This is a genomic window from Sphingomonas ginsengisoli An et al. 2013 (genome assembly GCF_009363895.1).
In the GTDB taxonomy this organism is placed as follows: Bacteria; Pseudomonadota; Alphaproteobacteria; order Sphingomonadales; family Sphingomonadaceae; genus Sphingomicrobium; species Sphingomicrobium ginsengisoli.
The window spans coordinates 2,579,388-2,603,458 of record NZ_CP045434.1; the positions used below are offsets into that span (position 1 = coordinate 2,579,388).

Consider the following 24,071-nt stretch of genomic DNA (forward strand, 5'->3'; position numbering starts at 1 on the left):
CGCCGCAAGGCTCACCGACCAGCTTGCTTCATTCGCGATACCGCTCTTCGGTCCGGAGCCGGTCCTTGGTGTCGACGAGTAGGTAGGCATCGGTTCCCGATCCAAATCCCCAGCTGTCCCAACGGATCACCAGACCGTCCCGACGGGAGGCGGCGCGAAGTTCTTCGCGGTGGTTCATGGCCCAAGCGTAGAAGCTCACCCGCTCGAAAGCGCCATAAGCGTGCGAAAAGGTGACCGGCGCGGCGGCGATCAGCAGACATGAAAGCAACAACGACGGTCGATCCTCGCCCTCGAACCACGCCGCAATGACAAAACCGAGCGCCAGCAACCCGAGACCGATCAACACGGGGATCGACAACAAAAAGGCGCCGAAGTCCCGCGAAGACCCGAAGAATAGACAGGCCAGCAGGAGAAGGATCGCGGCCTTGATTTCCGGACGACTGCTGAACCGGCGCCACTGCATAAGGGCACTCGGTCTGGTCACGTCCCCGACGTCGTCGCTCAGATATTGCAACCGCGCGATCCTCCTGACGGCCGGCGGCCGTGAAGCCGCAGCCTAATCGCCGTCGCACCCATCGTCACGCCGCAACCATCACCGTTCCGACCGCAAGGCAGCACAAAAATGTTTCACCCGCTTGCCATCGTAACGAACATGGTAACCATTGATGCTTAGCACGGGCCCATGCTCGGGTCCGTTATGGCGCGTTGTGTCCGCGTCTTTCTGATTTATTTCGCCCTCGCCGCCGCCGCGCTGGCCACTACCCGCTTCGACGGCGGGGTCGCATTCTTCTGGGTTGCGACATCCTACCTCATCGCCGAGCTGAGCGTCGCTCCGCGTCGCCGCTGGCCGCTGCTCCTCGGGGTGGGGGCCGTGTCTGGCACGATCGCGACGGGTTTGTTCGGGCTCGGCTGGCCAGCCGCGCTGCCGATGGCCGTCGCCAACTCACTCGAAGCGTTCGTCGCCGCTTACTACATCCGGCGCCACGCCCCCGAGGGTGCGCTGACGACGCTGAGCTGGCTCGCTCGCTACACCCTCTTTGCCGCGATCATCCCGCCCATCTTCAGCGCCTGCATCGCCGCCGGGGTCGCCTTCTGGCTTGGTAAGGACGTGCTTAGCGCGGGCGGCCACTTCGTCATCGGCCACGCCCTCAGCAACCTGACCTTCGCGCCCGTTTTCACGCTCCTGCTCCAGGGAGAGATCGCCAAGAGCATCCGCAAGATGGCCGATCGCGCCGTCGAAGCCGTCGCCCTCCTCGGCCTCAGCGCGGCGACCACCCTGCTGTGCTTCTCGCAGCACGCGCTGCCGCTGCTCTTCCTGCCGATCCTGCCAATCGTCTTGGTGACCTTCCGCCTCGGCCGCGGCGGCACCGTCCTCGCCATCCTTTTCCTCGCTCTGTTCGGGGGAATGATGACCATGCTCGGTGCGGGCCCGGCGCAGTTGGTCGGCGGCACCCACGGGATGAGGGTGCAATTCTTCCAATTCTACCTGGCGATGACCGTGCTGACCGCCTGGCCGGTGACCGCCGACCTCGCCAACCGCTCGCGGCTTCATCGTCAGCTCAGGACCAGCGAGGCGCGCTACCGCCTGCTCGCCGAGAATTCGTCCGACATCCTGATGCAGCTGACCCCCGCAGGCCTGATCCGCTACGTCTCCCCCTCGGTCCGCCACTTGGGCGGCTACGAGCCCGACGCGCTGCTCGGCACGCCGGCGGTAGAGCTGGTGGCGCCGCCCTATCGCGCGCTGCTCGGCGCGCTCCACCAAGCCACCCTGCGCGAGCCCCACACCACCCATTGCTTCGAATATGAAGCAGTGGTCGCGGGCGGCGACCGGCGCTGGTTCGAGACCCATTCGCGGGCCATGCTCGACGATCGCGGAAGGGTCGACGGCACGCTCAGCATCATCCGCGACGTCTCGGCCCGCAAGGCGACCGAGGAGACGCTGAGCAAGGCCGCCTCGACCGATCCGCTGACCGGCCTCGCCAACCGCCGCGCCTTCGAAGCCGCGGTCGAGGCCTGCCTCGCCGACCGCCGCCGCCCCCACGCCGACCATGTCATCGCCGTCTTCGACATCGACCATTTCAAGCGCGTCAACGACACCTATGGCCACGATGCGGGCGATCGCGTCCTGCAGAACTTCGCCTGCCTCGCGCTCGCCGCGGTGCGCGAGGGTGAGGTCGTCGCCCGCCTCGGCGGTGAGGAGTTCGCCATCCTGTTCGCCGACACGAGCGTCGCTTCGGCCCAGGCGATCTGCGAGCGGTTGCGTACCGAGCTGGCGGGATCGCTGACCATCGTCGGCGAAGTGGCGATCCGGGTGACGGTCAGCGGCGGTGTCGCCGCGGTCGGTCGGCGCGGCTTCAGCGAGACGCTTAAGGCCGCCGACCGCGCCCTCTACCAGGCCAAGCACGCCGGCCGCGACCAGCTCGCCATTGCCGCTTAGGAGGATACGTCACCCCGGACTTGATCCGGGGTCCATCTTCTTCCGCCCTCGCTCGGACGAGACCACCTACTATGTCGCGCGGCACTTTGAGTATGCCGATCGGCCCACCAGCGCCGTGACGGTTGCAACTGCTCCGGCTTGCCCCCTTTGATGGATTCCCACGCCATCGGGAGGACGGGCAAGTGCGGCGAATGCGAACGGGATGCCTCGGCCTGCTGGCCTCGCTCGCAATCCTCGCGCTGGCGGCCGACGCGCTTGCCTGGTGGCAGGCGCGTCGTCCCTTGCCGGCCCCGCCGACCTACGTCGCGATGGGCAGTTCCTTCGCAGCCGGCGCCGGGCTCGGCTCGCTCGCGCCCGGCAGCCCGTGGCTGTGCGCGCGCAGCACCGCCGGCTATCCCCCGCAGCTCGCGCGGATGCTCAAGCTGCCTCTGACCGACATGAGCTGCGGCGGGGCGGTCACCCACCACTTGCTGCACGGCGGCCAATTCTTCCAGGGCCCACAGCTGCGCGCGGTCGGCCCCGCGACCCGCCTCGTCACCATCACCGTCGGCGGCAACGACGTCGGCTACATCGGCGACCTCTCGCTGCTCGCCGCGCGGCATTCGCACAGCCTGTGGGGCTGGCTGGTCCGGAGTTTCTGGCCCGGCCCCGAGCCCGTCGAAGCGCGCGACTGGACCACCCTCGAGCGTGAGCTGGCGGCGACCATCACCGCCGTCCACCGCCAGGCGCCCGCGGGCCGGGTCGTGGTCGCGACCTACCCCGCCATCCTCCCGCCCCGCGGCACCTGCCCGGCGCTCGCGCTCACCGCCAACGAAGCCGCGCTGATGCGCACGGTCGGCGACCGCCTCGCCGCCACCACCCGCGCGGCCGCGACGAAAGCGGGAGCAACCGTGATCGACATGACGGCCCTCGGCCAGGCCCACAACGCCTGCGCCACCCAGCCGTGGGCCCGCGGCTACGCCGGCATCGCCCCCTTCCACCCGACACTTGTGGGCGCGCACGCGACCGCCACCGCGATCGCGATCACCTTGCGAAGTCCGGCGCGCAAGCGTTAGCGCAGTAGGCCTCGCAACGTCTGCTTTCGACTCATTGCGGACATTAGCGCGGCCGCTACGATCTCATGAATGTTAGCGCTCATAACCTCACTTATCGCCATCAGTCAGGCTGAGCAGTCTATTCCCTACCGACTGCAATCCGCGCGGTTCTTCTATGAGCCAGAGAACGCTTCGCTCCTCCGAGCTGTGCGAGAGAACATGGAGAAGGCGATTACCTTCAACGGCCATTTCTCACGATCCTATGTGTCCTGTGGGCTGGGTTGCGGGACCTACTTCTTTGTGGACCGGCGGAGTGGCGGCGTAGTCACAGCGCCCGAAGGAAATCCGCCCAAAGTTACGACTTGGGAAGTTGCCGCGAAGCGTGACAGCAATGTGATTAGAGTGACGTTTGGGCCGATGGACGGGGTAGGACCGGCATGCTTCGCGCAGCATTTCCGTCTAACTGGGCACAAGTTTTTCGCTGTCGATAAGGGGTCCGCAATCCGCTGTCCGAAATAGGTCTGTCGAATGGCTGCTCTCCACCCATTGCGGACGCTGGCACGGAGCCTGAAAACACGGCAGAGTTGAGACATGAACCAACAGGTTTTCGTGGGAGCAGCCCTCATTGGAGTTTCGGCCTTTCACCTGATCCCCGCTTGGCTGACCGGCAAAATCCCGAGCAATTGGCCGTTCGATGACCTGACAGACGAAGCTCAGACGTTCCACTACCGCTCGACCGTCGCTGTGTTCTCGTGCGTCGGGATCGCTGGTGTGATTATTCTGGCGATGAAGATCGTCTCGGGGTGAAGCTGCCAATTATCGTCCGCCTTTTGTCCAAAGCAAACAGTCACCGGTAGGCCGGCTCGGCACCGCATAAGCACTCATTTCTTCCGTACGGATCCCACTTCACCGCTACCGCGATCCCGGCGTTGGCGGGAACAGCCACAGCTTGCCGGCCTGCTGGTCGATCGCGAAGTTGAACCGCGCGAGGAAGCCCAGCCCGACTACCGCCTCGCCATCCTTGGCGGTGAGGAGTTGCCGGCTGACGCTGACGTTGGTGGCCTGGAACGGGCCCACCCGCATCTCGCTAACGGTGGTGTGGGCCGAGGGGCGCGCCGATCCGTCGAGCCCGGCCGCGGTCCCGGCGGTGACCGCCGCCCCGTTCAGTCCGACCCGCGCCCAGCCGTCGTCGGTCAGCACCAGATCCTCGGCCGACCCGAGGTCGAGCTTGGCCCGTACCGTCTTGCCGTTGATGCTGACCTCGACCTCGCCCCCCGGCGTCATCGGCGCGAAGGCGGTGCCGGCCGGCACGGCGAGGCTTCCGCTCGGGCTGATCTCGAGGCGGCGGCTGGGTCCGAACACCACCAGCGCCAGGCTGCTCGTATAAGGTTCGCCGATCACCAGATCGATCGTCCGGCCGAGGTATTTGGTCGCGAAACCGAGGTCGACGCCGGCCATCGACGCTGCGAAGCTCAGTTGTCCCGGAATGGCGACCTTGACCCCGTCCAGCCGCACCATCGGGAGGTTGCCGGTCGGCGTGACCAGCGGACGCATCGGCCCCGCGACGGTCAGTTGGTTCTGCTGCGCGAAGGCCGAGTCCACCAGGCTGACCTGCATACCCGTGTCGAGCAGCGCCCACACCGGCCGCTCGGCCACCGTCGCCCGAAACACGAACTTGCCCCGCACCACCTCGAACGGGACGGGAGTGCGGTGGACCCGCTCAAACTGAAGCGTGACGTTCTCGGGCGCGACCGGGGGCGGCGCCGCGGCGGAGAGGCTCGGCATCGCCGCGATGGCCAACGCGGTCAGCAACACGCGACCTGACGCCGCAGGGGAAAGAAATGGCACGGAATTGAAGCTCCTCGATGTCGTCCCCGGCCAACGCTTGATCCTGCAGCATGGCTTCACGCGTGCCCGGGGTACCCTGGTGTCCGCTTCCGGACATCACAAAGTGCCTGACAATGAGCGAGCCACCGTCTAGGTCGCCGCGGTGTTTCCTGTGAGGTCTGCTTCGCGTTTCGCGCTTTTGCTCGGGCCGGCGTTCCTCGCGCTGCTGCTGGCGCTGCGACTGCTCAGCCCGGTCGGCTTCATGCCGTCGTTCGAGCACGCTTCGCTGGCGATCGTCCTTTGCGACGATGGCAGCGGCACAACCGCCTCGCCGCACCAGATGCATCACGGCGGCGGGAAGAAGGCGGACCATCCGCCCTGTCCCTATGCCGCCGCAGCGTCGGTCGCCTCGCTCGACCACGACCTCGGTCAGTTTCTCGCCGTCGTGATCGTCGCGGCGATCGTCCTGATGGGTCGATCGTTCGAATGGATCGAGCGACGGGATGTCGGGAAACGACCGCCGACGAGAGCCCCGCCCATCCCCGCCTGACCCGACACCGATTTCGATTTTGGTGCCCGTGCGGCTGCGCGGGCAAAGGGGATTCATCACATGCTCAGAACGATCAGGGCCGCGCTCGCGTGCGGGCTCGCGCCACCTCTTTTCTTCGCGTTCACCTCGCCGGCTTTGGCCTGCGCCAGTTGCGGCTGCACGCTCACTGCCGACTGGCTCAGCCAAGGCCTCGCCTCCCAGCCGGGGACGACCTTCTCTCTGCGCTACGACTATGTGCCGCAGACGGTCCTCCGCAGCGGGACGCGGGATCTCGACCGCAGTCAGATCGCGCTGCCGACCGACCGCGAGATCGAGCGATACACCTACAATCACAGCCTTACCGCGACGCTCGACCACCAGTTCGCCAACGACTGGGGCGCCGACGTCCAGCTGCCGCTGCTGACGCGGCCGCACAAGACCATCGCCGAGGACAGCATCGAGCCGAGCTTGTCGGACACGAAAGGCATCGGCGACCTTCGCGTCGTCGGGCGCTGGCAGGGGCTTTCGACGCCGGGGTCGGTGACCGGACTGGAAGCCGGCGTGGTGCTGCCGACCGGCCAGTTCCGCCAGACCTTCCAGTCAGGACCGGAGGAAGGCGAAGCGGTCGACCGCGGGCTGCAGCCGGGGACGGGGACCGTCCAGGCCGTCGTCGGGGCCTATCGCCTCGGGTCTGTGCTGCCCGAGCTGGGCTACTTCCTTCACCTCAGCGGGCAGGCTGCGCTGACGCGCCGCGACGGGTATCGACCGGGCCGCATCGTCCAGGCCTCGGCGGCATTGAACGTCACCCACTGGCGCAATGTCACGCCGCAGCTGCAGGTCAGCGTCCGGCATACCGCGCGCGACAGTGGCCCCAACGCCGACCGGCCCAACAGCGGCGGCACGCAGGTCAATGCCGCGCCAGGCCTGTCCGCGAAACTGTCCGAGCGGATCGTCGGCTTCGGCTTTGTCGAGCTTCCCCTCACCAACAAGGTCAACGGCTATCAGCTTGTCCCCAAAGCGAAGGTGTCGCTCGGCCTGCTCGTCCACCTCTAGGGCGCGGCAAGGAGGGGCGTGACCAGGCGCTCGAGGGTGGCGGCGTCGAGCGGCGTGCGGCCGTCACCCTTGGTCGCGAAGACGAGGCGGCCGGAACGGTCGTAGATGCGGGTGACGGGCAGCGCGACCGGGATGTCTCGCCGTGGCATCTTGACCGCGTCGAGGCGCGCCACCGGAAAGGCGAATTGGCCGGTCACTTCGCGGAGCCGGCCGGTCGAGACCCCCTGGTCGACCGAGATGGCGAGCATCCCCAGTCCCTGCGCGCGGTGCTTGCGGTAGAAAGTGTCGAGCATCGGCATCTCGGCACGGCAGGGCGCGCACCACGTCGCCCAGAAGTTGACGATCGTGACCTGGCGGCCGGGTTCGAAGGGCTGGCCGGCGAGCGTCCGTGCGCTGGAAAAAGGGGCGACCGTCGCGGCTCCTGCCGGCGCTGCGAGCATCAAGGCCGAGACGCCCGCAAACCAAAACCACATAAGACTTTCCACGAAAGTGAGATCGAAGACGCCTACCGCTAGTGGTCCGAACGTCCGCTTTCCACCCATAGCCGACATCCACTCATCTCTTGAACAATAGGATTTCGCCTGCTTGGCTTGCGACAGGCGCCGCCTCGGCGCTGCGCTCTTTGGATCGTCGACAGCCCCCTACGCAGGTGTGTTCGCGCGCGGCGGTGCGGACGACGTCATGGGTGAGTTTCGAGAAGTTCGGGGAGCCGCCCTCCAACCCCCGCACCAGGGAAACTTGGAAACTTCGCGTCCCGCCACGGCACGCTTTCCGCGTCGCCGACCCCCGCACCAGGGAAACATGGAAACTTCGCGTCCCGCGATGACGCAAATGGGGCGGCGCGGGCTACCGCTTGTGCGAGGCGTGGAGGCCCTTGACCCACGGCAGGATCGCCTGCCAGCCGAGCTCGCGCTCGAAGTGGATGCCGGCGCGCTTCTCGCGGCGCCAGATGACTTCGCCGGGCGGGATGCCGAGACCCTCGAGGAATACTTGGCAGCCCTCGTTGACCGCCGGCAGTTCCTCGCCCTCGATCTGCAGGCCGCCGGCCGAGATGTTGCGGATTGTCACCGGCAGGAAATTCTCCGCCTTGCGCAGCCAGGCGCTCGCCAGCACTTCGACCCGCGGCATCTGGCGGCGGTCGGCGGGCTGGGCGACCAATTGGCGGGTGATCAGCGCCATGACATCGATCGGGCGGGTGAAGCGGACGCCGACGTCCTGCTCGCCGCGCCAGGCGATCACCGCCTCGACCCGCTGGCCGTTGCCGAGCTCGAGGTACATGGCGGCGCCGAGCGGAACGTCGAGCCAGCCGCGCAGCGTTGCGCCGAGCGCGGAGATCTCGCGGATTTCGGAGGCCAGCGCGACCGGGCCGATGTGGACCGTGGTCGGGTCGAGCGTCTCGTCGGGATCGGGGACGAAACCGCTGGTATCCAGCCAGGGCAACCTGGACGGCAGAACGAAAGTAGTGGCGGTCGCGTCCGTCACGGTCTGCTAAAAGCCTTTCCGGCAGTCGCGTTCAGCCTTGTCCCCTTGACCCTAAGAAAAGATAAACGGACCACTCCTCCACGATGTATTCGACGCCCGAAACCGCCAAGCAAGTGGCGCAAATCATCCAGCTGGCGGTCGCGCCGGTGTTCCTGCTCGCCGGCATCGGCGCCTTCCTCAACGTCTGCGCCTCGCGTCTGGCGCGGATCGTCGACCGGGCGCGCGAGGTGACCCCCAAGCTGCTCGCCAGCCGCGGCGGCGAGCATGACGGCCACGTCCGCGACCTCCGCATCCTCGACCGGCGGATGCACCTCGTCAGCTGGGCGATCACCGTCACCGTCCTGTCGGCGGTGCTGGTCTGCGCGGTGGTCGTGCTGCTGTTCTCGGCCTCGCTGGTCGGGCTCCACGTCGGCACCGCCATCGCCTTGCTGTTCATCGGCGCGATGATCAGCCTCGCCGCCGGCTTCTTCATCTTCCTGGTCGAGACGCGGGTCGCGGCGCGGGCGCTACGGATCGACCGCGATATCCTCGAGCATGAGGCCGAGTAGCGTCAGCTCGCCAGCAGCGCCGCGATCGCCGCCGGCCGCGGCACCTGCGCCGCCGGCGTGGTCCACAGCCGCCACTTGCCGTTCTGCTTGAGGCCCGCCTGCAGCGCATGGTCAGAGGGCAGGATGACGAGGAAGCTGGTGCGGGCGGTTCCGATCGTGACCAGCACCGGCCCGTCGCGGGTCAGCGGCGATCCCGACCGCGCCTGCTCGCGATAGGCCGCGGAAGCGGGGCCGAGCAGCGCGTCGAGGTCAGTGGAGATTGCGCTGTTGGTGAAGAGGCCGCTGTCGGCCGGGGTGCGGCCGGTCATGCCGGCGAGCGCCGACCAGTCACCGGGCGTCTCGGTCACGACCGCCGGCGGCGCGACGCTGTTGTTGGCGATGTTGCCGCCCGACGAACAGGCGGCGCACGACAGGAGGGCGAGGGTCGGGAAAAGGGCTTTCATGGCGGCTCCAACGCGCCATCGCCTCGACAGGAGCCGCGCCCCCGCTTAAGCGCTGCGCCACGTCCGAAAAGGGGAAGAGTAAATGGTTTCCGCCAGCAGCATCCTTGACCGTGTGCTCGTGCTCGAGATGGTCCGGGTGACCGAGGCCGCCGCGATCGCCGCCAGCAAGCTGGTCGGGCGCGGCGATGAAAAGGCCGCCGACGCCGCCGCCGTGGAAGCGATGCGCGCGGCGCTGAACGAGCTGCCGATGGACGGCACCGTGGTGATCGGCGAGGGCGAGCGCGACGAGGCGCCGATGCTCTTCATCGGCGAAAAGGTCGGCTCGGCGCAGGGCAGCGGCCCCAAGATCGACATCGCGCTCGACCCGCTCGAAGGCACCACGATCACTGCCAAGGCCGGCCCAAACGCCCTCGCGGTGCTGGCAATCGCCGAGCAGGGCGGCCTCCTCAACGCCCCTGACGTCTACATGCAGAAACTGGCGATCGGGCCGGGCTATGCCGACGACGTCATCGACCTCGCGCGGAGCCCGACCGACAACGTCCGCAGCCTCGCCAAGGCCAAGGGCGTCCAGCCCGGCGACATCAACGCCTGCGTGCTCGACCGCCCGCGCCACGACGCGATCATCGCCGAGCTGCGGGCGCTGGGCTGCGGCATCACGCTGATCCCCGACGGCGACGTCGCCGGGGTGATCGCGGTGACCGACCCCGACACCACGATCGACATCTACATGGGCTCGGGTGGTGCGCCTGAGGGCGTGCTGGCGGCCGCCGCGCTGCGCTGCGTCGGTGGGCAGATCCAGGGCCGGCTCTTGTTCCGTAACGACGACGAGCGCGGGCGCGCGCATCGCTGGGGGATCGACGACCTCGACCGCATCTACCGGCTCGAGGACATGGCCAAGGGCGACTGCATCTTCGCCGCGACCGGGGTCACCGACGGTTCGTTGCTCCAGGGCGTGAAGCGTCGCCGCAGCTTCGTCTCGACCGAGAGTATCGTGATGCGCGCGAGCTCGGGCACCGTCCGCCGGGTGACCGGCGAGCACCACAAGCTCAGCTGATCCCGCGCGGGATTCACGAAGTGATCAAAGCCGCTTAAGGAGGCGGCAATGGCCCGTGAAGACCTTGCCTGCAATGTCGCTGCCTCGCTGGCGGGCAACCCCTGGCGCTGGCGGCGGAGCGGGGGCGACCCGCTGACGCCTGACGCCCTGGTCGACGAGTTGCTGCTGGCGCGCGGCGTGCCCCGCGACGACCTGCCGCGCCATCGCGCGCCCACGATCCGCGACTTCCTCCCCGACCCGTCGGTTTTCCAGGACATGGACAAGGCCGCGAGCCGTGTCGCCGACGCGGTCGATCAGGGCCAGACCATCGCCATTTTCGGCGACTATGACGTCGATGGCGCGACCAGCGCGGCTTTGCTGACGCTGCTGTTGCGGCGGTTGGGGATTGAGCCGATGCTCTATATCCCCGACCGCCAGGCCGAGGGCTACGGCCCCAACGCGCCCGCTTTGCTCGCGCTCAGGGAGCGCGGCGCCGACCTCATCGTCACCGTCGATTGCGGTGCGCAGGCGTTCGACGCCTTCGCCGCCGCGCATCAGGCGGGAATCGAGATCGTGGTGGTCGATCACCACCAGTGCGCTGCCGCGCTCCCGCTCACCCACGCGCTGGTTAATCCCAACCGCCTCGACGAGAACGACGTCGGCGCCGCGCACGGCCATCTTGCCGCGGTCGGGATGTGCTTCCTCTTCGGCGTGGCGCTGCTGCGCGAGCTGCGCCGGCGCGGTCGCTTCGCCGATCGCCCCGAGCCCAAGCTAATCGACCTGCTCGACCTCGTCGCACTCGGCACCGTCGCCGATGTCGCCAAGCTTCATGGCCTCAACCGCGCCTTTGTGACGCAAGGTCTCAAGGTAATGGCTGCAGGGCAGAATCTTGGCTTGGTCGCTCTGGCCGAGGCGGCGCGGCTGACCCGCGCGCCGGCCTGTCGCGACCTCGGCTTCGCGCTCGGGCCGCGGATCAACGCGGGTGGGCGGGTCGGCAAGGCCGACCTCGGCGTCCGCCTCCTGACCGCCACCGATCCCGAGGAGGCGCGTAGCCTCGCCGCGGAATTGGACAGGCTCAACGAAGAGCGCCGCGCGATCGAGACGATCGTACTCGAACAGGCCGAGGCCCAGGCCCAAGATCAGGCCGACGCACCGGTGATCATCGTCGCCGGGAATGGCTGGCATCCCGGCGTGGTCGGGATCGTCTCGAGCCGCCTCAAGGAGCGGTTCGACCGCCCGGCGCTCGTCATCGCGCTCGACGAGGCGGGTGTCGGCAAGGGCTCGGGCCGATCGATCAGCGGGGTCGATCTCGGCGCCGCGGTCCTGGCGGCGAAGGACGAGGGCTTTCTGATCGCCGGTGGCGGCCACGCCATGGCCGCAGGGTTGACGATGCCGCCGGGCGGCCTCGAACCGTTGCGCGCCTACCTCGCTGAGCGGCTGGCGGCCGACATCGAACGCAGTCGCGCCGGACGCGCGTTGCTGATCGATAGCCTCTGCGCGCCGCGCGGGGTGTCGGCGGGCCTGTGCGACGCGCTCGACGCGGGCGGACCTTATGGCGCCGGTTGGCCAAGCCCGCGCCTGGTCTCGGGCCCGGTTCGGCTGATCAAGATCGGGGTGGTCGGCAACGGTCATGTCCGCGGCCTCGCCTGCGGCGACGATGGTGCCAGCTTCAAGTGGATCGCCTTTCGCCAGGCCGACACGCCGCTCGGCCAGGCATTGCTCGCCGCTGGGGCTGATCGGAGGTTCTGGCTGGCCGGCTCGGTCAAGCGAGACGAATGGAACGGCGGCGAGCGCGCCGAGATGCACCTCGACGACGCTGCCCTCGCTTGACCGTGCGGGCCCTTGCCCTTAAGCGCACCCCCGCCTCACGGCCCCTTCGTCTAGCGGTTAGGACGCGGCCCTTTCACGGCTGAAACACGGGTTCGATTCCCGTAGGGGTCACCACAATGCGGCGCAGGAACTTGGCCGCATTGCCAAGGGGCGCGCCATCCATTCACTGGTTGAGCGGTCCGGCGCCTTTCGCCGCCGACATCGAATAGGGTCGCGCCCCGAGCTGTGTTGCCCACTCGCGGTTGGGCGCGGCCTGCATGACGAAGTGCAATTCTCCGCCCGCCATGATCTCCCGGTGGGTGATGAAGCTGCGGGTGAGGGGGCGGCCGTTCAGGGTAACGCTGCCGACATAGGGACGCTGGTCGTCGAGGCCGTCCGCGCTGACCGTGAAGGTCCGCCCGTTGGGAAGGTGCAGCACGGCGCGGTTCACGAACGGACGGCCGATCACATATTCGAGGCTGCCGGGCGTGACGGGATAGAAGCCGAGCCCGGTGAACAGCAGCCACGCCGACATCTGCCCGAGGTCGTCGTTACCCGACAGCCCGTCGGGAGTTGGCTTGTACTGGCTGTCGACGATCTGCTTGAGGCGGCCTTGCGTCTTCCACGGCGCGCCGGCGTAATTGTAGAGATAGGCGACGTGGTGGCTGGGCTCGTTGCCGTGGATGTACTGGCCGATCAGCCCGGCGATGTCCTCGGCGTGGCTGTAGTCGAGCTTGCTGTTGTCATAGTCGAACATGGCGTCGAGCTTGGCGACCACCGCGGCGTCGCCGCCGAGCGCGGCGAACAGCGCCGCCTGGTCCTGCGGGACGAACCAGCTGTACTGCCAGGCATTCCCCTCGGTGTAGTCCGACCCGTAGTTGATCGCGGTCGGGTCGAAGGGCACGCGGAAGCTGCCGTCGGCCTTGCGGGCACGGACGAAGCCGGTGTTGGGGTCGAACGTGTTGCGCCAGTAACCGGCGCGCTTCGTGAACTCGGCGGCGACATCCTTGCGGCCGAGCGCCGCCGCCATCCGCGCGATGGTCCAGTCGTCATAAGCATATTCGACCGTCTTCGAGGCCGCCTCGGGCTCGCGGTCGATCGGCACGTAGCCGAGCCGCATGTAATCGCCGAGGTCGCCGTAGGGGCGGTAAGTGGCGCTCGCGACCATCGCGTCGAGCGCGGCGTTGGCGTCGAACCCGCGAATGCCCTTGAGGTAGGCGTCGGCGATGATCGGGACGGCGTGGTAGCCGATCATCGTCCACGTCTCGCGGCCCTGGAACTGCCACACTGGCAGGATCCCGAATGGGCTGTCGCGGCGGCTGGCGATCAGTGACTTGACGATGTCGGCATTGACCTTCTCGGGCTGGACCAACGTCAGCAACGGCTGCTCGGCGCGGAACGTGTCCCACAGCGAAAAGGTCGAGCGGAAGGCGAAGCCGTTGGCGACATGCACTTGGTTGTCGGTCCCGCGATAACGTCCATCGGCGTCCCCCGCGATCGAGGGGGCGAGCAGCGCGTGGTAGAGCGCGGTGTAGAGGCTGATGCGCATCGGCGCGGGGGCGTCGATGGCCAGCACGCCGAGCGCCTGCGACCAGCGGGCCCGGGTCGCGGCGCGGACCGCGTCGAAGCCGGTCGCTTCGGAGGCGAGGTTGTTGAGTGCCCCCGCTTCGTCGACCGAAGAAATCGCCACCGCCGCCTCGAGCGGGCGAGAGAGCGCCGCGAAGTCGAGCCGCGCGACGAGCTGGCGCCCTTCCTTGTAGGCGACCGCGTCGGTGCCACGCCCCGGCCCCTGGAAGCCTCGATAGGCGACGTCCTTCTCGGTATCGACGAATTGCTGCGCGGCGATCGGCGCCGAGAAATGCATGGCGAAGCAGAGGATGCGGTCGGGCGCCCAACCGCGCGTCTGGCGGCACCCGGTCAGCGTCTGCGGGTCGCGCAGGCGGATCGACGACCACAGCACCTTGCCGGGATAATTGTAGAGGCTGGTGCGCAGGTCGAGCACCAGGTGCGCGGCCTTGCCGACGGGGTAGGTGTAGCGGTGGATGCCGACCCGCGTTCCCGCGGTCAGCTCGGCGCGGACACCGGGATCGCTGAGCGTCACCGCATAATAGCCGGGCTCGGCGACCTCGCTGCGATGGTCGAAGCGCGAGCGATAGCCCGAGCCGGGCACCTTCGCGTTGCCGGGCTCGAGCGGAACCCGGTCGCCGCTGACCGGCATCAGCAGGAAGTCGGCGAGGTCCGAATGGCCGGCGCCCGAGAAATGGGTGTGGCTGAACCCTTGGATGGTCGGGTCTTCGTAATGATAGCCGGCGGCATGCGCGTAGCATTCGCGCACCGTGCAGCTGGTGTCGGTGTCAGGCGACAGCTGGACCATCCCGAACGGGGCGACCGCACCGGGGTAGGTGTGGCCTTCGCCGCCGGTGCCGATCATCGGGTCGACCGCCTGGAAAGGCGTGGCGGTCGGCGGCGCGGCGGCGAAGGCGGTGGTCGAAAGAGCGGCGACGATGGCCGCGGCGGCCGGCGAGGGGATCGACATGGCCGCAACCTTGGTCGCGCGCGAGCGTGCGAGCAAGCCGGTTGCCGCGCCCCGTGCAACGTCGCTACCCTTCGCGCTCGGTCCGGGGAGGAATGAGCAGATGCAATTCGCGCGGCGCAGCGTCCTTCTCGGCTCCGCAGGGCTCGCGGGCTGCGCGGCGCTGCCTGACCGTCCCGGCAGCGCGGGCGCCGACTGGCATGCGCTGGCCGAGGACGTCCGCCGCGAGATGGCGTGGGCGTGGGACCAGTATCGCGCGCTCGCCTGGGGCAAGGACGAAATCAAGCCGGTCAGCGGCACGTTTTCGAGCTTCCCGCTCAAGGATCATCACCTCGGCCTCACCCTCATCGAGGCGCTCGACACCTTGTGGCTGATGGGTCTCGACAGCCGCTTCGAGGAGGGGCTCGACTGGGTCCGCCGCGAGGCCGATTTCGATGTCGACGGCGAGGTGTCGGTCTTCGAAACCTCGATCCGGCTGGTCGGCGGCCTGCTCAGCGCGCACCTCGCCAGCGGCGACGCCCGAGTGCTCGCCAAGTGCAAGGACCTCGCCGATCGATTGCTTCCGGCCTTCGACACGCCGACGGGCATGCCGACCCGCTTCGTCAACCTGCGCACCGGTGCGCGGCGCCAGCCGGTGACCAGCCCGGCCGACATCGCCACCTACCTGCCCGAATGGGCGACACTGAGCCGGCTGACCGGCGACGACCGCTACCGCCGCGCGGCCAAGCGCGCGCAGGTCGCGGTGTTCGAACGGCGCTCGAAGCTCGGGCTCGTCGCCACCCAGATCGACGTCGAGACCGGCGCGTGGAAATCGCGCACCGCGACGGTCGGCTCCTATTGCGACAGCTTCTTCGAATATCTGTGGGACGGCTGGCAGCTGCTCGGCGACGCCGAGTGCAAGCGGATGTACGACTCCTGCACCGCCGCCATCCTCGCGCACCAGCAGGCGTGGAAGGACGGTCAACTCTGGTTCGCCGACGTCGATTTCGAGACCGGCCAGGTCGTCAGTACCGAGCAGGACGAACTCGCCTCCTTCTACGGTGGATTGCTCGGCCAGGGCGGGGCGATGCGCGAGGGAGCGGCCTATACCGAGAGCTGGGCGGCAGTGCAGGACCGCTTCGGCGTTCTCCCCGAAGGCTATGACTATGCCAGCGGCCGACCGACCCAGCTCACCAATGCCCTCCGCCCCGAACTCGCCGACTCGGCCTTCACCCTTTGGCTGATCGACCGGCATCCGCGCTGGCGGGAGATCGGGCGCCGCCACTATCTGGCGATGAAGGCGAGCAACCGCGCTCCCCACGGCTACACTGACTTGGCGGACGTCACGACGACGCCCAAGCGGCAGGCCGACCACTGCCCCGGCTACTGGTGGTCGGAGCAGATGAAATATTACTATCTGCTGTTCGCCGACACCCCGCGGTTCGACTATCGCCGCAACTACCTCAGCACCGAAGGCAACGTGCTGCTCGGTTTCCGTCGATAAGCCAGGCGCACCGCCGCTGCGCTTGCCCAGCTTTTTGCGACGAGTTGCGCGGCGGCATGCCGGCTTTGAGACGGAAGGTGCGACCCTCGCCGAGTCGCGGCGTTGAGCATTCATGAACATCGTCCCAATGTGCCGTCCATGAAGCATGATGCGTTGAAGCCGACGCAGCCGAGCCGTCGGAGCTGGACCCGCGCCGAAGACTATCTGCCGCCGCGCCGTCTCCGCCGCGGGACCGGCGGCCAGGCCCTGACCGCCTTTCCGGCGCAGCATGGCTCCGACGACGGTCGCAAGGCCGAGCGGATGATGCTCGGACTGGTGCCGTTCGTGCTGCTGATGCTGGGGCTGGGAATCATGTCGGTGGCGATCGCGGTCGCCGCCTGGCCGGGCCGCCATGTGGCGCAGGCGGCGCCCGTCCGAACCGTCGCCGCCAAGCCTGCGACAACCACCGAAACCACCATCCAGCTCGCGCCGCGCTAGACCGCTCATTTTCTCGGATGGAACGAAGCTGACCCTTGCGGCCTTTCCCCTGGGCTGAAATGGGGGTGTGCATGGCGCTGTTCGAACCGGGTCGAAATTGCTGGCGGACGGCGACAGCCGAGCGGGCGACCGTCATCGTCGATGCCTGCGACTATTATCATGTGATCCGCCAGGCGATGCTCAAGGCGAAGCACCGCATCCTCATCATCGGCTGGGACTTCGATCCGCGGATCACGCTCGACCGCACCGGCGACGACCGCTCGGAGACGCTCGGCGACTTGCTGTTCGGCCTCTCCAAGCGCTCGCCGAAACTCGACATCCTGATCCTCAAGTGGGACTTGGGTGCGCTCAAGATGCTGTTCCGCGGCAGCGCGCTGCTGTGGATCGCGCGGCTGGCGTGGCAGCGCGGGATCCGCTTCAAGCTCGACCACGCTCATCCGACCGGCTGCAGCCACCACCAGAAGATCGTGGTGATCGACGATTGCTTCGCCATCTGCGGCGGGATCGACATGACCAGCGATCGCTGGGACCGGCCCGCACACGCCGACCACGATCCGGGCCGGGTGCGCCCCAACGGCAGCGAATATGAGCCCTGGCACGACGCGACGATGGCGGTCGACGGACCGGCGGCGGCGGTGCTGGGGGAGATCGCGCGCGACCGCTGGCTGCGCGCGACCGGGGAGATACTGCCGGCGTGCGAGCCCTGCCGCAGCGTCTGGCCCGAGGAGCTCGAACCCCAATTCGAGAATGTCGAACTGGCGGTGGCGCGGACCGCCGCCGAATATGAGCAATGGCCCGCGGTCAAGGAAGTCGAGGCGCTGTTCGTCGACATGATCGAGCGGGCGCAGCGCTTCGTCTACATCGAGAATCAGTATTTCACCTCGCCGGTGATCGCGGCGGCGATCGTTCGCCGGCTCGAGCTGCCCAATCCGCCCGAATTCCTGCTGGTCCAGCCGCTCACCGCCGATGGCTGGCTCGAGCAGGTCGCGATGGACGCTGCGCGGGTCCGCCTGACCCAGCAGATCGGCCATCACGACAAGGGCAATCGCTTCCGTATCTACACTCCCAAGACGGCGGAAGGCGCGGACATCTACGTCCACGCCAAGCTGATGGTCGTCGACGACCAGATCCTGCGAGTGGGCTCATCCAACTTCAACAACCGCAGCCTCGGGCTCGACAGCGAATGCGACCTCGCGCTCGACGCCACCAGCGATGCCGAGCGGACCGAGATCGCTGCGATCCGCACCGGCCTGATGGCCGAGCATCTCGGCGTGGACGTGGCCGAGGTGGCGGCCAGGTTCGCCGCGACCGGCTCGCTGCTGGAGACGGTCGAAGCCCTGCGCGGGCCGGGGCGGAGCCTCGTCCTGCTGCCGATCGAAAAGCCGTCCGAAGCCGCCGAGTTCATCGCCGACCGCGAGTTGCTCGATCCCAAGAGCCCGGCGATGATGTTCGAAGGCATGACCCACCGCAGCCTGTTCGATCCGGTGCGCCAGCGCTGGAAGGGCCGCAAGCATTTCCGGCGGCGCAAGGCGCCGGCCACCGCCTGATGGTCAAGCCGCCGGTCAAGCGCCCGTGGCAGGACCTGCCGCGAACCATCGCCAACCTGTTCGAGACCCGTGGCTGGAATCCGCTGTCGGTGCTTAACCGCGCCGACCGGCTGATGGCGGGCCGCAATGGTGCGCGCCAGGTCGGCAAGGGCGTCCGCTACGGCCCACACGACCGCCATCACCTCGACATCTGGCTGCCGCCGGCGCGGATGAGCGCGCCCGAGGGCGGCTGGCCGGTGGTGATGTTCTTCTACGGCGGCGGCTGGCGCGCGGGCGATCGCGGCGATTATGGCTGGGCCGCGGCGGCCTTTGCCGAAGCGGGCTTCGCCGCGGTCATCGCCGATTACCGCCTCGCCCCCGCGGTTCGCTATCCGGGCTTCCTGTGGGACGCCGCGCTGGCGCTGCGCTGGGTGGTCAAGAACATCGCCGGCTACGACGGCAATCCTGACCGCATCGCGCTCGCGGGACACAGCGCCGGCGCCTACATCGCGGCGATGCTGGCGCTCGACCATCGCTGGCTCGACGGGGTGCAATTGCCCGCCAGCATCATCAAGGGCGCCGCGCTGATCAGCGGCCCCTACGACTTTCATCCCTTTCGCGAATTCCGCGGCCGTGCGGCGTTCGGCCACTGGCCCGATCCGGTCGAGACCCAGCCGATCACCCACGTCCGCGGCGATGCGCCGCCGCTCCTGCTGCTGCATGGCCAATCCGACCGGCTGGTCTATGCCAAGAACAGCCGCACCGTCGCCGCTAGGCTCGAGGCCGTCGGCGCGCCGGTGGTGCTCAACATTTATCCGCAGGCCAACCACATCGACCCGCTGATCGCGCTGTCGCGGGTGTTCCGCAATCGCCTGCCAGTGCTCGAGGATGCGGTCACTTTCTTGCGCTCCGCCACCGCGCTTCCCACCTCTCCCGCATAAGAGCGCAAAGGAACGCACATCTTGGAACAGTGGCACGGGACGACGATCCTGGGCGTGAAAAAGGACGGCCGCACGGTGATCGCCGGCGACGGCCAGGTCAGCATGGGCAATACGGTGATGAAGCCCAACGCGCGCAAGGTCCGCCGCATCGGCAAGGACGGCAAGGTCATCGGCGGGTTCGCCGGCGCGACCGCCGACGCCTTCACCTTGTTCGAGCGGCTCGAGAAGAAGCTCGAGCAGCACCACGGCCAGTTGATGCGCGCGGCGGTCGAGCTCGCCAAGGACTGGCGGACCGACAAATATCTCCGCAACCTCGAGGCGCTGATGATCGTCGCCGATGCCGAGGTGATGCTGATCCTCACCGGCAACGGTGACGTACTCGAGCCCGAGGAAGGCATCGCGGCGATCGGCTCGGGCGGCAATTACGCGCTGTCGGCGGCCAAGGCGCTGGTCGACTACGAACCCAATCCCGAGAAGCTCGCCCGCCGCGCGATGGCGATCGCCGCCGAGGTCTGCGTCTTCACCAACGACCGGCTGACCGTCGAGACGATCTAAGCTCCCAATTTCACCCCTCCGCTCGTCCCGAGCGAAGTCGAGGGGCGTCAATGTCAGGTGCGGCCACGCCCCTTACACTGCGCTCGGGACGAACGAGGTTTTTGAGCAAGCATGAACGACCAACTCACCCCCAAGGCGATCGTCGCTGCATTGGACGAGCACATCATCGGCCAGGCCGACGCCAAGCGCGCGGTCGCCGTCGCCTTGCGCAACCGCTGGCGCCGCCAGCAGCTCGGCCCCGAGCTGCGCGGCGAGGTCACGCCCAAGAACATCCTGATGATCGGGCCGACCGGTTGCGGCAAGACCGAGATCAGCCGCCGGCTGGCGAAGCTGGCCGACGCGCCGTTCGTCAAGGTCGAGGCCACCAAGTTCACCGAGGTCGGCTATGTCGGCCGCGACGTCGAGCAGATCGCCCGCGACCTGGTCGAGGAAGCGGTGCGGCTGGAGAAAGAGCGCCGCCGCGAGCGCGTCCGGACCGCCGCCGAGGAAGCCGCGATGGACCGGCTGCTCGACGCGCTGACCGGCAAGGGCTCGTCCGAGGCGACCCGCGCCAGCTTCCGCCAGCGCTTCGCCGACGGCGCGCTCAACGATGCCGAGGTCGAGATCGAGGTCAGCGAGGCCCCGGCAATGCCGTTCGACCTGCCCGGCGGGGGCGGGATGGGGATGATCAACCTGTCCGAGATGATGAGCAAGGCGATGGGCGGCGCGCCCAAGAAGCGGCGGAAATTGAAGGTGCCCGCGGCCTTCGCCAAGCTGGTCGACGAGGAGGCTGACAAGCGCCTCGACCAGGACGACGTCAATCGCGCCGCGCTCGCCGACGCCGAGGAGAATGGCATCGTCTTCCTCGACGAGATCGATAAGATCGCGGTCAGCGACGTCCGCGGTGGCTCTGTCAGCCGCGAAGGCGTCCAGCGCGACCTGCTGCCGCTGATCGAGGGTACAACCGTCGCGACCAAATACGGCCCGCTCAAGACCGACCACATCTTGTTCATCGCCTCGGGCGCGTTCCACGTTGCCAAGCCGGCCGACCTGCTCCCCGAGCTGCAGGGCCGCCTGCCGATCCGGGTCGAATTGAAGGCACTGAGCGAGGACGATTTCGTCCGCATCCTCACCGACACCCGCGCCAGCCTGACCGAGCAATATCGCGCACTGCTGGCGACCGAGGGGGTGACGATCAGCTTCGCCGACGACGGCATCCGCGGCCTCGCCCGCATCGCCGCCGAGGTGAACGAGGCGGTCGAGAACATCGGCGCGCGGCGGTTGCAGACGGTGCTCGAGAAATTGCTCGAGACGATCAGCTTCGAGGCCGAGGACCGCCGCGGCGAGACTCTCACGGTGGACGCCGCCTTCGTCGAAGCGCAACTCAGCGGCATCGCCCGCGACACCGACCTCAGCCGCTACGTCCTCTAAAGCGAACGTCGCTCGTCCTGAGCGGAGCGTAGCGAAGTCGAAGGGCGTTATCGCGAAGCGCCCTTCGACTACGGGCCTTCAGCCCTCCGCTCAGGACGCGCGGATCGATCGACCGCCCGATAGCGCCACCGTAGCCCGAGCGGGAACGGCGCCCAGGCGCTGACCTTGACCCCGGCGATACGGAGCTGGTCGGCGACCCACTGGTTGCAGGTATTGATCGCGCTCGCCCGGCCATGCGCGCGGTAGAAGGCGTCGTCGCCGCCATAGCCGGGGTGAGGCAGGCGGGTCGGCCGGCCCGCACCGCCAAGCACGAACTGCGCCCGGACCGCGGCCCACAGCCGGCGATATTCCTCGGGCCGGAGGCGGATGGCGACCAGATTGTCGCCCGGCGTCGCAACCTCGTCGACGTGGAGCACGCGTTCGCCACCCGCCGTCGCCGCCCACACGGTGCGCGGGGTGATGTCGGCCCAGGTCGGTGTCTCCAGATAGACCCGCCGCTCCCCCGCGCCGAAACCGAACCAGCGCGCGTCGGTGGGTGGCGCGGCGAAATCGCCCGCCGGGAAATAAGGCCGCCAGTCGAGCCCCTGCGCCACCGCCGGCATGACGATGTCGACGTGGATGCCGTTCGAGCGGAGGTAGACGGTGGTTCCCGCCGGCGCCTCTCGCCAGTCGGCGTTCAGCGGGACGAGACCCCCCACCACCGCCGCCAGCAGGTACAGCGCCGGGATGGCGAGCGCCGCAGCCACCAGCCGCCGCCAGCGCGTCCGCCGTCCCCGTCCTTTTGTGCGCCGTCGATTCACCCGTCTCACCCCCTACGCCTTGCTTATCCGCCGCTCGCCGCCTAGATGCCCCGCCGGGTCGGAGCGTAGCGCAGCCTGGTAGCGCATCACACTGGGGGTGTGGGGGTCGCAGGTTCGAATCCTGTCGCTCCGACCATCATTCGAAGTAGAAAAGTGTTCGAAGAGCGCTTTTCCCGGATGATCTTCGGCCGCAGCCCAAGGATATTTCTCACCTTGACGACCACCCTCTTCCTCACCGCCGCCACCGGCGCGGGCACCGGTGCCGGACCGACCAGCTTCCTCATCGGCTTGCTGCCCTGGCTGGCGGTGTTCGTTATATTCTACGTGCTGATGATCCGCCCCCAGCAAAAGCGGGTGAAGGACCATCAGACCGCGGTGTCGGCGATCAAGAAGGGCGACGAAATCGTCACCGCCGGCGGCATCCGCGGCCGCGTCAGCCGCGTGATCGACGACAATGAGGCCGAGGTCGAGATCGCCCAGGGCGTCAAGGTGCGGGTGGTCAAGGCGACCATCGCGCAGGTCCTGACTCCCGCCACCAAGCCGGCGAACGACTGATGCTCGACTTTCCCCGCTGGAAGGTGTGGGCGATCTGGCTGACGATCGCCGTCGGCGTGCTCCTCGCGCTGCCGAGCCTGCCGCTGCCGCAATCGGTGGTAGACCATTATCCGCGCTTCCTTCCGCACAGCAAGATCAGCCTCGGGCTCGACCTCGCCGGCGGCAGCCAGTTGCTGTTCGAGGCCGACGTGCCCGACTTCAACCGTCAGCGGCTGGCCTCGATGGAGGACAATGTCCGCACCGAGCTGCGCCGCGACAACCCGATCGAGACGGGCGACATCTCGATCGCCAATGGCCGGGTCAGCTTCATGCTCCGCAATCCCGCCCAGCTCGACGCGGCGGTGGAGAAGATGCGCGCGCTGGCGGCCCCGGTCGGCCTGACCGGCAGCCGGGCGTGGGACGTCCAGGCGTTCGACGGCAACCGGGTCGTCATGACCCCGACCCCCGAAGGCACGACCGCGGCGCTCAAGGATGCGCTGACCATCGCGCGCGACGTGGTGCGGCGGCGGATCGACCCGTCGGGCACGCGCGAAATCACCGTCATCAACCAGGGCTCGCAGCGCGTGCTCGTCCAGGTCCCCGGCGTCGACAATCCCGAAGCGCTCAAGAAGCTCGTCGGGCAGACCGCGCGCCTCGAATTCAAGTTGGTCGATCTGACCGCCGATCCGGCCCAGGTCGCCCAGGGCCGCGCCCCCGCCGGCAGCCAGGTGCTGCCGATGGTCGACGGCGGCGGCGCGATCGCGGTCCAGCGGCGGGTGCTCGTCTCCGGCGATCAACTCACCAACGCCCGCGCCACCAACGACCAGAACGGGCGCCCGGCGATCGAATTCACCTTCAACACCGCCGGCGCCAAGAAATTCGGCCGGGTGACGCAGGAGAATGTCGGCAAGCCGTTCGCGATCATCCTCGACAACCGGGTGCTGTCGGCGCCGCGGATCGACACCCCGATCCTCGGCGGTCAGGGTCAGATCACCGGCAACTTCACGACCGAATCGGCCAATCAGCTGGCGACTTCGCTCAAGTCGGGCTCGCTGCCGATCAAGCTCAACGTGGTCGAGGAGCGGACGGTCAGCGCCGACCTCGGCGCCGATTCGATCCGCAAGGGCGCGATCGCCTCGGTCGTCTCGGTCGGCGCTGTGATCGTCTTCATGCTCGTCACCTACGGCCGCTTCGGCGTCTATGCGAACATTGCGCTCATCGTGAACGCCTTCCTGATCCTCGGCATCATGGCGCTGTTCAACGCCACGCTGACGCTGCCCGGCATCGCCGGCTTCATCCTCACCATCGGCGCGGCGGTCGACGCCAACGTGCTGATCAACGAGCGCATCCGCGAAGAAGTGCGGCGCGGCCGGCGGATCCTCGACGCGATCGAGACCGGCTACCACGAGGCGCGCCGCGCGATCTTCGACGCCAACCTGACCCACGTCATCTCGGCGACGCTGATGATCTACTTCGGGTCGGGTCCGGTGCGCGGGTTCGCGGTGGTGCTGCTGATCGGCGTGGTCACCAGCTTCTTCACCGCGGTCTTCTTCACGCGCATGCTCGTCGCGCAGTGGGCGCGTCACACTCGCCCCCGCGACCTCCATCTCTAAGGGC

23 protein-coding genes and 2 tRNA genes are annotated in these 24,071 nt (G+C 68.1%); 18 read left to right on the forward strand and 7 right to left on the reverse strand.

From position 1 onward, the window contains the following. Nucleotides 1-28: 28 nt before the first annotated feature. Nucleotides 29-514, reverse strand: a complete 486-nt coding sequence (locus GCU42_RS12610) for a hypothetical protein (RefSeq protein WP_114229094.1) — start codon at nt 512-514, stop codon at nt 29-31. 168 nt (nt 515-682) lie between these two features. Here GCU42_RS12610 and GCU42_RS12615 point away from each other — a divergent pair, with 168 nt between their 5' ends. From GCU42_RS12615 to GCU42_RS12625, 3 genes are all read left to right on the forward strand, one after another. Continuing rightward, on the forward strand, nt 683-2,437 hold the full coding sequence (locus tag GCU42_RS12615; RefSeq protein ID WP_114229093.1) for a sensor domain-containing diguanylate cyclase: 1,755 nt from the start codon (nt 683-685) through the stop codon (nt 2,435-2,437). Nucleotides 2,438-2,628: 191 nt separating this feature from the next. Next, the gene (locus GCU42_RS12620; protein WP_114229092.1) at nt 2,629-3,492 is read left to right on the forward strand and encodes an SGNH/GDSL hydrolase family protein; all 864 of its coding nucleotides are present in this window, start codon (nt 2,629-2,631) and stop codon (nt 3,490-3,492) included. 570 nt (nt 3,493-4,062) lie between these two features. Further along, a complete protein-coding gene (locus GCU42_RS12625) occupies nt 4,063-4,278 on the forward strand; it encodes a hypothetical protein (protein WP_114229091.1) in 216 nt (71 codons plus the stop codon). A 105-nt stretch (nt 4,279-4,383) separates the two neighbouring features. Here the strand turns inward: GCU42_RS12625 and GCU42_RS12630 are convergent, their stop codons facing one another. Continuing rightward, nucleotides 4,384-5,283 (reverse strand): aspartyl protease family protein, encoded by a 900-nt coding sequence (locus GCU42_RS12630; protein WP_152569582.1) that lies wholly within the window; start codon nt 5,281-5,283, stop codon nt 4,384-4,386. Between the two features lie 187 nt (nt 5,284-5,470). Between GCU42_RS12630 and GCU42_RS12635 the strand changes: the two genes are divergently transcribed. Both GCU42_RS12635 and GCU42_RS15140 read left to right on the forward strand, forming a co-directional pair. Continuing rightward, nucleotides 5,471-5,848, forward strand: a complete 378-nt coding sequence (locus GCU42_RS12635) for a hypothetical protein (protein WP_152569583.1) — start codon at nt 5,471-5,473, stop codon at nt 5,846-5,848. 60 nt (nt 5,849-5,908) lie between these two features. Further along, entirely contained in the window at nt 5,909-6,880 is a 972-nt protein-coding gene (locus GCU42_RS15140) for a hypothetical protein (protein WP_162789372.1), read from the forward strand. On the opposite strand, the gene GCU42_RS12645 is transcribed toward GCU42_RS15140, so the two are convergent. After that, on the reverse strand, nt 6,877-7,353 hold the full coding sequence (locus GCU42_RS12645) for a TlpA family protein disulfide reductase (protein ID WP_162789370.1): 477 nt from the start codon (nt 7,351-7,353) through the stop codon (nt 6,877-6,879). The two genes, GCU42_RS15140 and GCU42_RS12645, sit on opposite strands and share 4 nt — an antisense overlap. Nucleotides 7,354-7,726: 373 nt before the next feature. Next, entirely contained in the window at nt 7,727-8,320 is a 594-nt protein-coding gene (locus GCU42_RS12650) for a PilZ domain-containing protein (RefSeq protein WP_114229087.1), read from the reverse strand. 125 nt (nt 8,321-8,445) lie between these two features. Between GCU42_RS12650 and GCU42_RS12655 the strand changes: the two genes are divergently transcribed. Continuing rightward, nucleotides 8,446-8,910, forward strand: coding sequence for a DUF2721 domain-containing protein (locus tag GCU42_RS12655; RefSeq protein WP_114229086.1), 465 nt, complete (start codon nt 8,446-8,448; stop codon nt 8,908-8,910). Between the two features lie 2 nt (nt 8,911-8,912). Here GCU42_RS12655 and GCU42_RS12660 read toward each other — a convergent pair whose 3' ends face one another. Then, nucleotides 8,913-9,353 carry a hypothetical protein gene (locus GCU42_RS12660; protein ID WP_114229085.1) on the reverse strand — a complete coding sequence of 147 codons (441 nt, stop codon included), beginning with the start codon at nt 9,351-9,353 and terminating at the stop codon, nt 8,913-8,915. An 82-nt stretch (nt 9,354-9,435) separates the two neighbouring features. Between GCU42_RS12660 and glpX the strand changes: the two genes are divergently transcribed. The 3 genes from glpX to GCU42_RS12675 all read left to right on the forward strand — a co-directional run bounded on the left by glpX (nt 9,436) and on the right by GCU42_RS12675 (nt 12,330). Next, on the forward strand, nt 9,436-10,407 hold the full coding sequence (gene glpX, locus GCU42_RS12665; protein WP_114229084.1) for a class II fructose-bisphosphatase: 972 nt from the start codon (nt 9,436-9,438) through the stop codon (nt 10,405-10,407). Nucleotides 10,408-10,455: 48 nt separating this feature from the next. After that, a complete protein-coding gene (gene recJ / locus GCU42_RS12670) occupies nt 10,456-12,216 on the forward strand; it encodes a single-stranded-DNA-specific exonuclease RecJ (protein WP_114229083.1) in 1,761 nt (586 codons plus the stop codon). A gap of 39 nt (nt 12,217-12,255) precedes the next feature. Then, a tRNA-Glu gene (locus GCU42_RS12675) sits at nt 12,256-12,330 on the forward strand. Nucleotides 12,331-12,379: 49 nt separating this feature from the next. On the opposite strand, the gene GCU42_RS12680 is transcribed toward GCU42_RS12675, so the two are convergent. Next, the gene (locus GCU42_RS12680; RefSeq protein ID WP_114229167.1) at nt 12,380-14,731 is read right to left on the reverse strand and encodes a GH92 family glycosyl hydrolase; all 2,352 of its coding nucleotides are present in this window, start codon (nt 14,729-14,731) and stop codon (nt 12,380-12,382) included. On the opposite strand from GCU42_RS12680, the gene GCU42_RS12685 reads away from it, so the two are divergent. The 6 genes from GCU42_RS12685 (at nt 14,700) to hslU (ending at nt 21,120) form a co-directional block, all read left to right on the forward strand. Then, nucleotides 14,700-16,211: a glycoside hydrolase family 47 protein gene (locus tag GCU42_RS12685; protein WP_240309580.1), complete on the forward strand. Its 1,512-nt coding sequence runs from the start codon at nt 14,700-14,702 to the stop codon at nt 16,209-16,211. The two genes, GCU42_RS12680 and GCU42_RS12685, sit on opposite strands and share 32 nt — an antisense overlap. Nucleotides 16,212-16,349: 138 nt before the next feature. Next, nucleotides 16,350-16,688, forward strand: coding sequence for a hypothetical protein (locus GCU42_RS12690; RefSeq protein ID WP_114229081.1), 339 nt, complete (start codon nt 16,350-16,352; stop codon nt 16,686-16,688). Between the two features lie 71 nt (nt 16,689-16,759). After that, nucleotides 16,760-18,235, forward strand: coding sequence for a phospholipase D-like domain-containing protein (locus GCU42_RS12695; RefSeq protein ID WP_240309579.1), 1,476 nt, complete (start codon nt 16,760-16,762; stop codon nt 18,233-18,235). Continuing rightward, complete coding sequence (locus tag GCU42_RS12700; protein WP_114229080.1) at nt 18,235-19,155, forward strand: alpha/beta hydrolase; 921 nt, start codon at nt 18,235-18,237, stop codon at nt 19,153-19,155. Before GCU42_RS12695 ends, GCU42_RS12700 begins: the two co-directional genes overlap by 1 nt. Nucleotides 19,156-19,176: 21 nt before the next feature. Further along, on the forward strand, nt 19,177-19,710 hold the full coding sequence (gene hslV / locus GCU42_RS12705; protein ID WP_152569584.1) for an ATP-dependent protease subunit HslV: 534 nt from the start codon (nt 19,177-19,179) through the stop codon (nt 19,708-19,710). 111 nt (nt 19,711-19,821) lie between these two features. After that, nucleotides 19,822-21,120, forward strand: a complete 1,299-nt coding sequence (hslU, locus tag GCU42_RS12710; RefSeq protein WP_114229078.1) for an ATP-dependent protease ATPase subunit HslU — start codon at nt 19,822-19,824, stop codon at nt 21,118-21,120. A gap of 68 nt (nt 21,121-21,188) precedes the next feature. Here the strand turns inward: hslU and GCU42_RS12715 are convergent, their stop codons facing one another. Continuing rightward, nucleotides 21,189-21,866, reverse strand: coding sequence for a TIGR02117 family protein (locus tag GCU42_RS12715; protein WP_240309578.1), 678 nt, complete (start codon nt 21,864-21,866; stop codon nt 21,189-21,191). 113 nt (nt 21,867-21,979) lie between these two features. Here GCU42_RS12715 and GCU42_RS12720 point away from each other — a divergent pair. The 3 genes from GCU42_RS12720 to secD all read left to right on the forward strand — a co-directional run bounded on the left by GCU42_RS12720 (nt 21,980) and on the right by secD (nt 24,067). Continuing rightward, a tRNA-Pro gene (locus tag GCU42_RS12720) sits at nt 21,980-22,056 on the forward strand. Between the two features lie 41 nt (nt 22,057-22,097). Next, nucleotides 22,098-22,475: a preprotein translocase subunit YajC gene (gene yajC, locus GCU42_RS12725; protein ID WP_114229077.1), complete on the forward strand. Its 378-nt coding sequence runs from the start codon at nt 22,098-22,100 to the stop codon at nt 22,473-22,475. Then, nucleotides 22,475-24,067, forward strand: coding sequence for a protein translocase subunit SecD (gene secD / locus GCU42_RS12730; RefSeq protein ID WP_114229076.1), 1,593 nt, complete (start codon nt 22,475-22,477; stop codon nt 24,065-24,067). The genes yajC and secD overlap by 1 nt, the downstream gene beginning before the upstream one ends. Nucleotides 24,068-24,071: the final 4 nt, after the last annotated feature.

What these genes read in the sequence shown, in the direction of transcription:
- GCU42_RS12615 (WP_114229093.1), top strand. Translation starts at nt 683, where the DNA reads ATGCTCGGGTCCGTTATGGCGCGTTGTGTCCGCGTCTTTCTGATTTAT.
- GCU42_RS12620 (WP_114229092.1), top strand. Translation starts at nt 2,629, where the DNA reads ATGCGAACGGGATGCCTCGGCCTGCTGGCCTCGCTCGCAATCCTCGCG.
- GCU42_RS12625 (WP_114229091.1), top strand. Translation starts at nt 4,063, where the DNA reads ATGAACCAACAGGTTTTCGTGGGAGCAGCCCTCATTGGAGTTTCGGCC.
- GCU42_RS15140 (WP_162789372.1), top strand. Translation starts at nt 5,909, where the DNA reads ATGCTCAGAACGATCAGGGCCGCGCTCGCGTGCGGGCTCGCGCCACCT.
- GCU42_RS12645 (WP_162789370.1), bottom strand. Translation starts at nt 7,353, where the DNA reads ATGTGGTTTTGGTTTGCGGGCGTCTCGGCCTTGATGCTCGCAGCGCCG.
- GCU42_RS12655 (WP_114229086.1), top strand. Translation starts at nt 8,446, where the DNA reads ATGTATTCGACGCCCGAAACCGCCAAGCAAGTGGCGCAAATCATCCAG.
- GCU42_RS12660 (WP_114229085.1), bottom strand. Translation starts at nt 9,353, where the DNA reads ATGAAAGCCCTTTTCCCGACCCTCGCCCTCCTGTCGTGCGCCGCCTGT.
- glpX (WP_114229084.1), top strand. Translation starts at nt 9,436, where the DNA reads ATGGTTTCCGCCAGCAGCATCCTTGACCGTGTGCTCGTGCTCGAGATG.
- recJ (WP_114229083.1), top strand. Translation starts at nt 10,456, where the DNA reads ATGGCCCGTGAAGACCTTGCCTGCAATGTCGCTGCCTCGCTGGCGGGC.
- GCU42_RS12685 (WP_240309580.1), top strand. Translation starts at nt 14,700, where the DNA reads ATGGCCGCGGCGGCCGGCGAGGGGATCGACATGGCCGCAACCTTGGTC.
- GCU42_RS12680 (WP_114229167.1), bottom strand. Translation starts at nt 14,731, where the DNA reads ATGTCGATCCCCTCGCCGGCCGCCGCGGCCATCGTCGCCGCTCTTTCG.
- GCU42_RS12690 (WP_114229081.1), top strand. Translation starts at nt 16,350, where the DNA reads ATGAAGCATGATGCGTTGAAGCCGACGCAGCCGAGCCGTCGGAGCTGG.
- GCU42_RS12695 (WP_240309579.1), top strand. Translation starts at nt 16,760, where the DNA reads ATGGCGCTGTTCGAACCGGGTCGAAATTGCTGGCGGACGGCGACAGCC.
- GCU42_RS12700 (WP_114229080.1), top strand. Translation starts at nt 18,235, where the DNA reads ATGGTCAAGCCGCCGGTCAAGCGCCCGTGGCAGGACCTGCCGCGAACC.
- hslU (WP_114229078.1), top strand. Translation starts at nt 19,822, where the DNA reads ATGAACGACCAACTCACCCCCAAGGCGATCGTCGCTGCATTGGACGAG.
- yajC (WP_114229077.1), top strand. Translation starts at nt 22,098, where the DNA reads ATGATCTTCGGCCGCAGCCCAAGGATATTTCTCACCTTGACGACCACC.
- secD (WP_114229076.1), top strand. Translation starts at nt 22,475, where the DNA reads ATGCTCGACTTTCCCCGCTGGAAGGTGTGGGCGATCTGGCTGACGATC.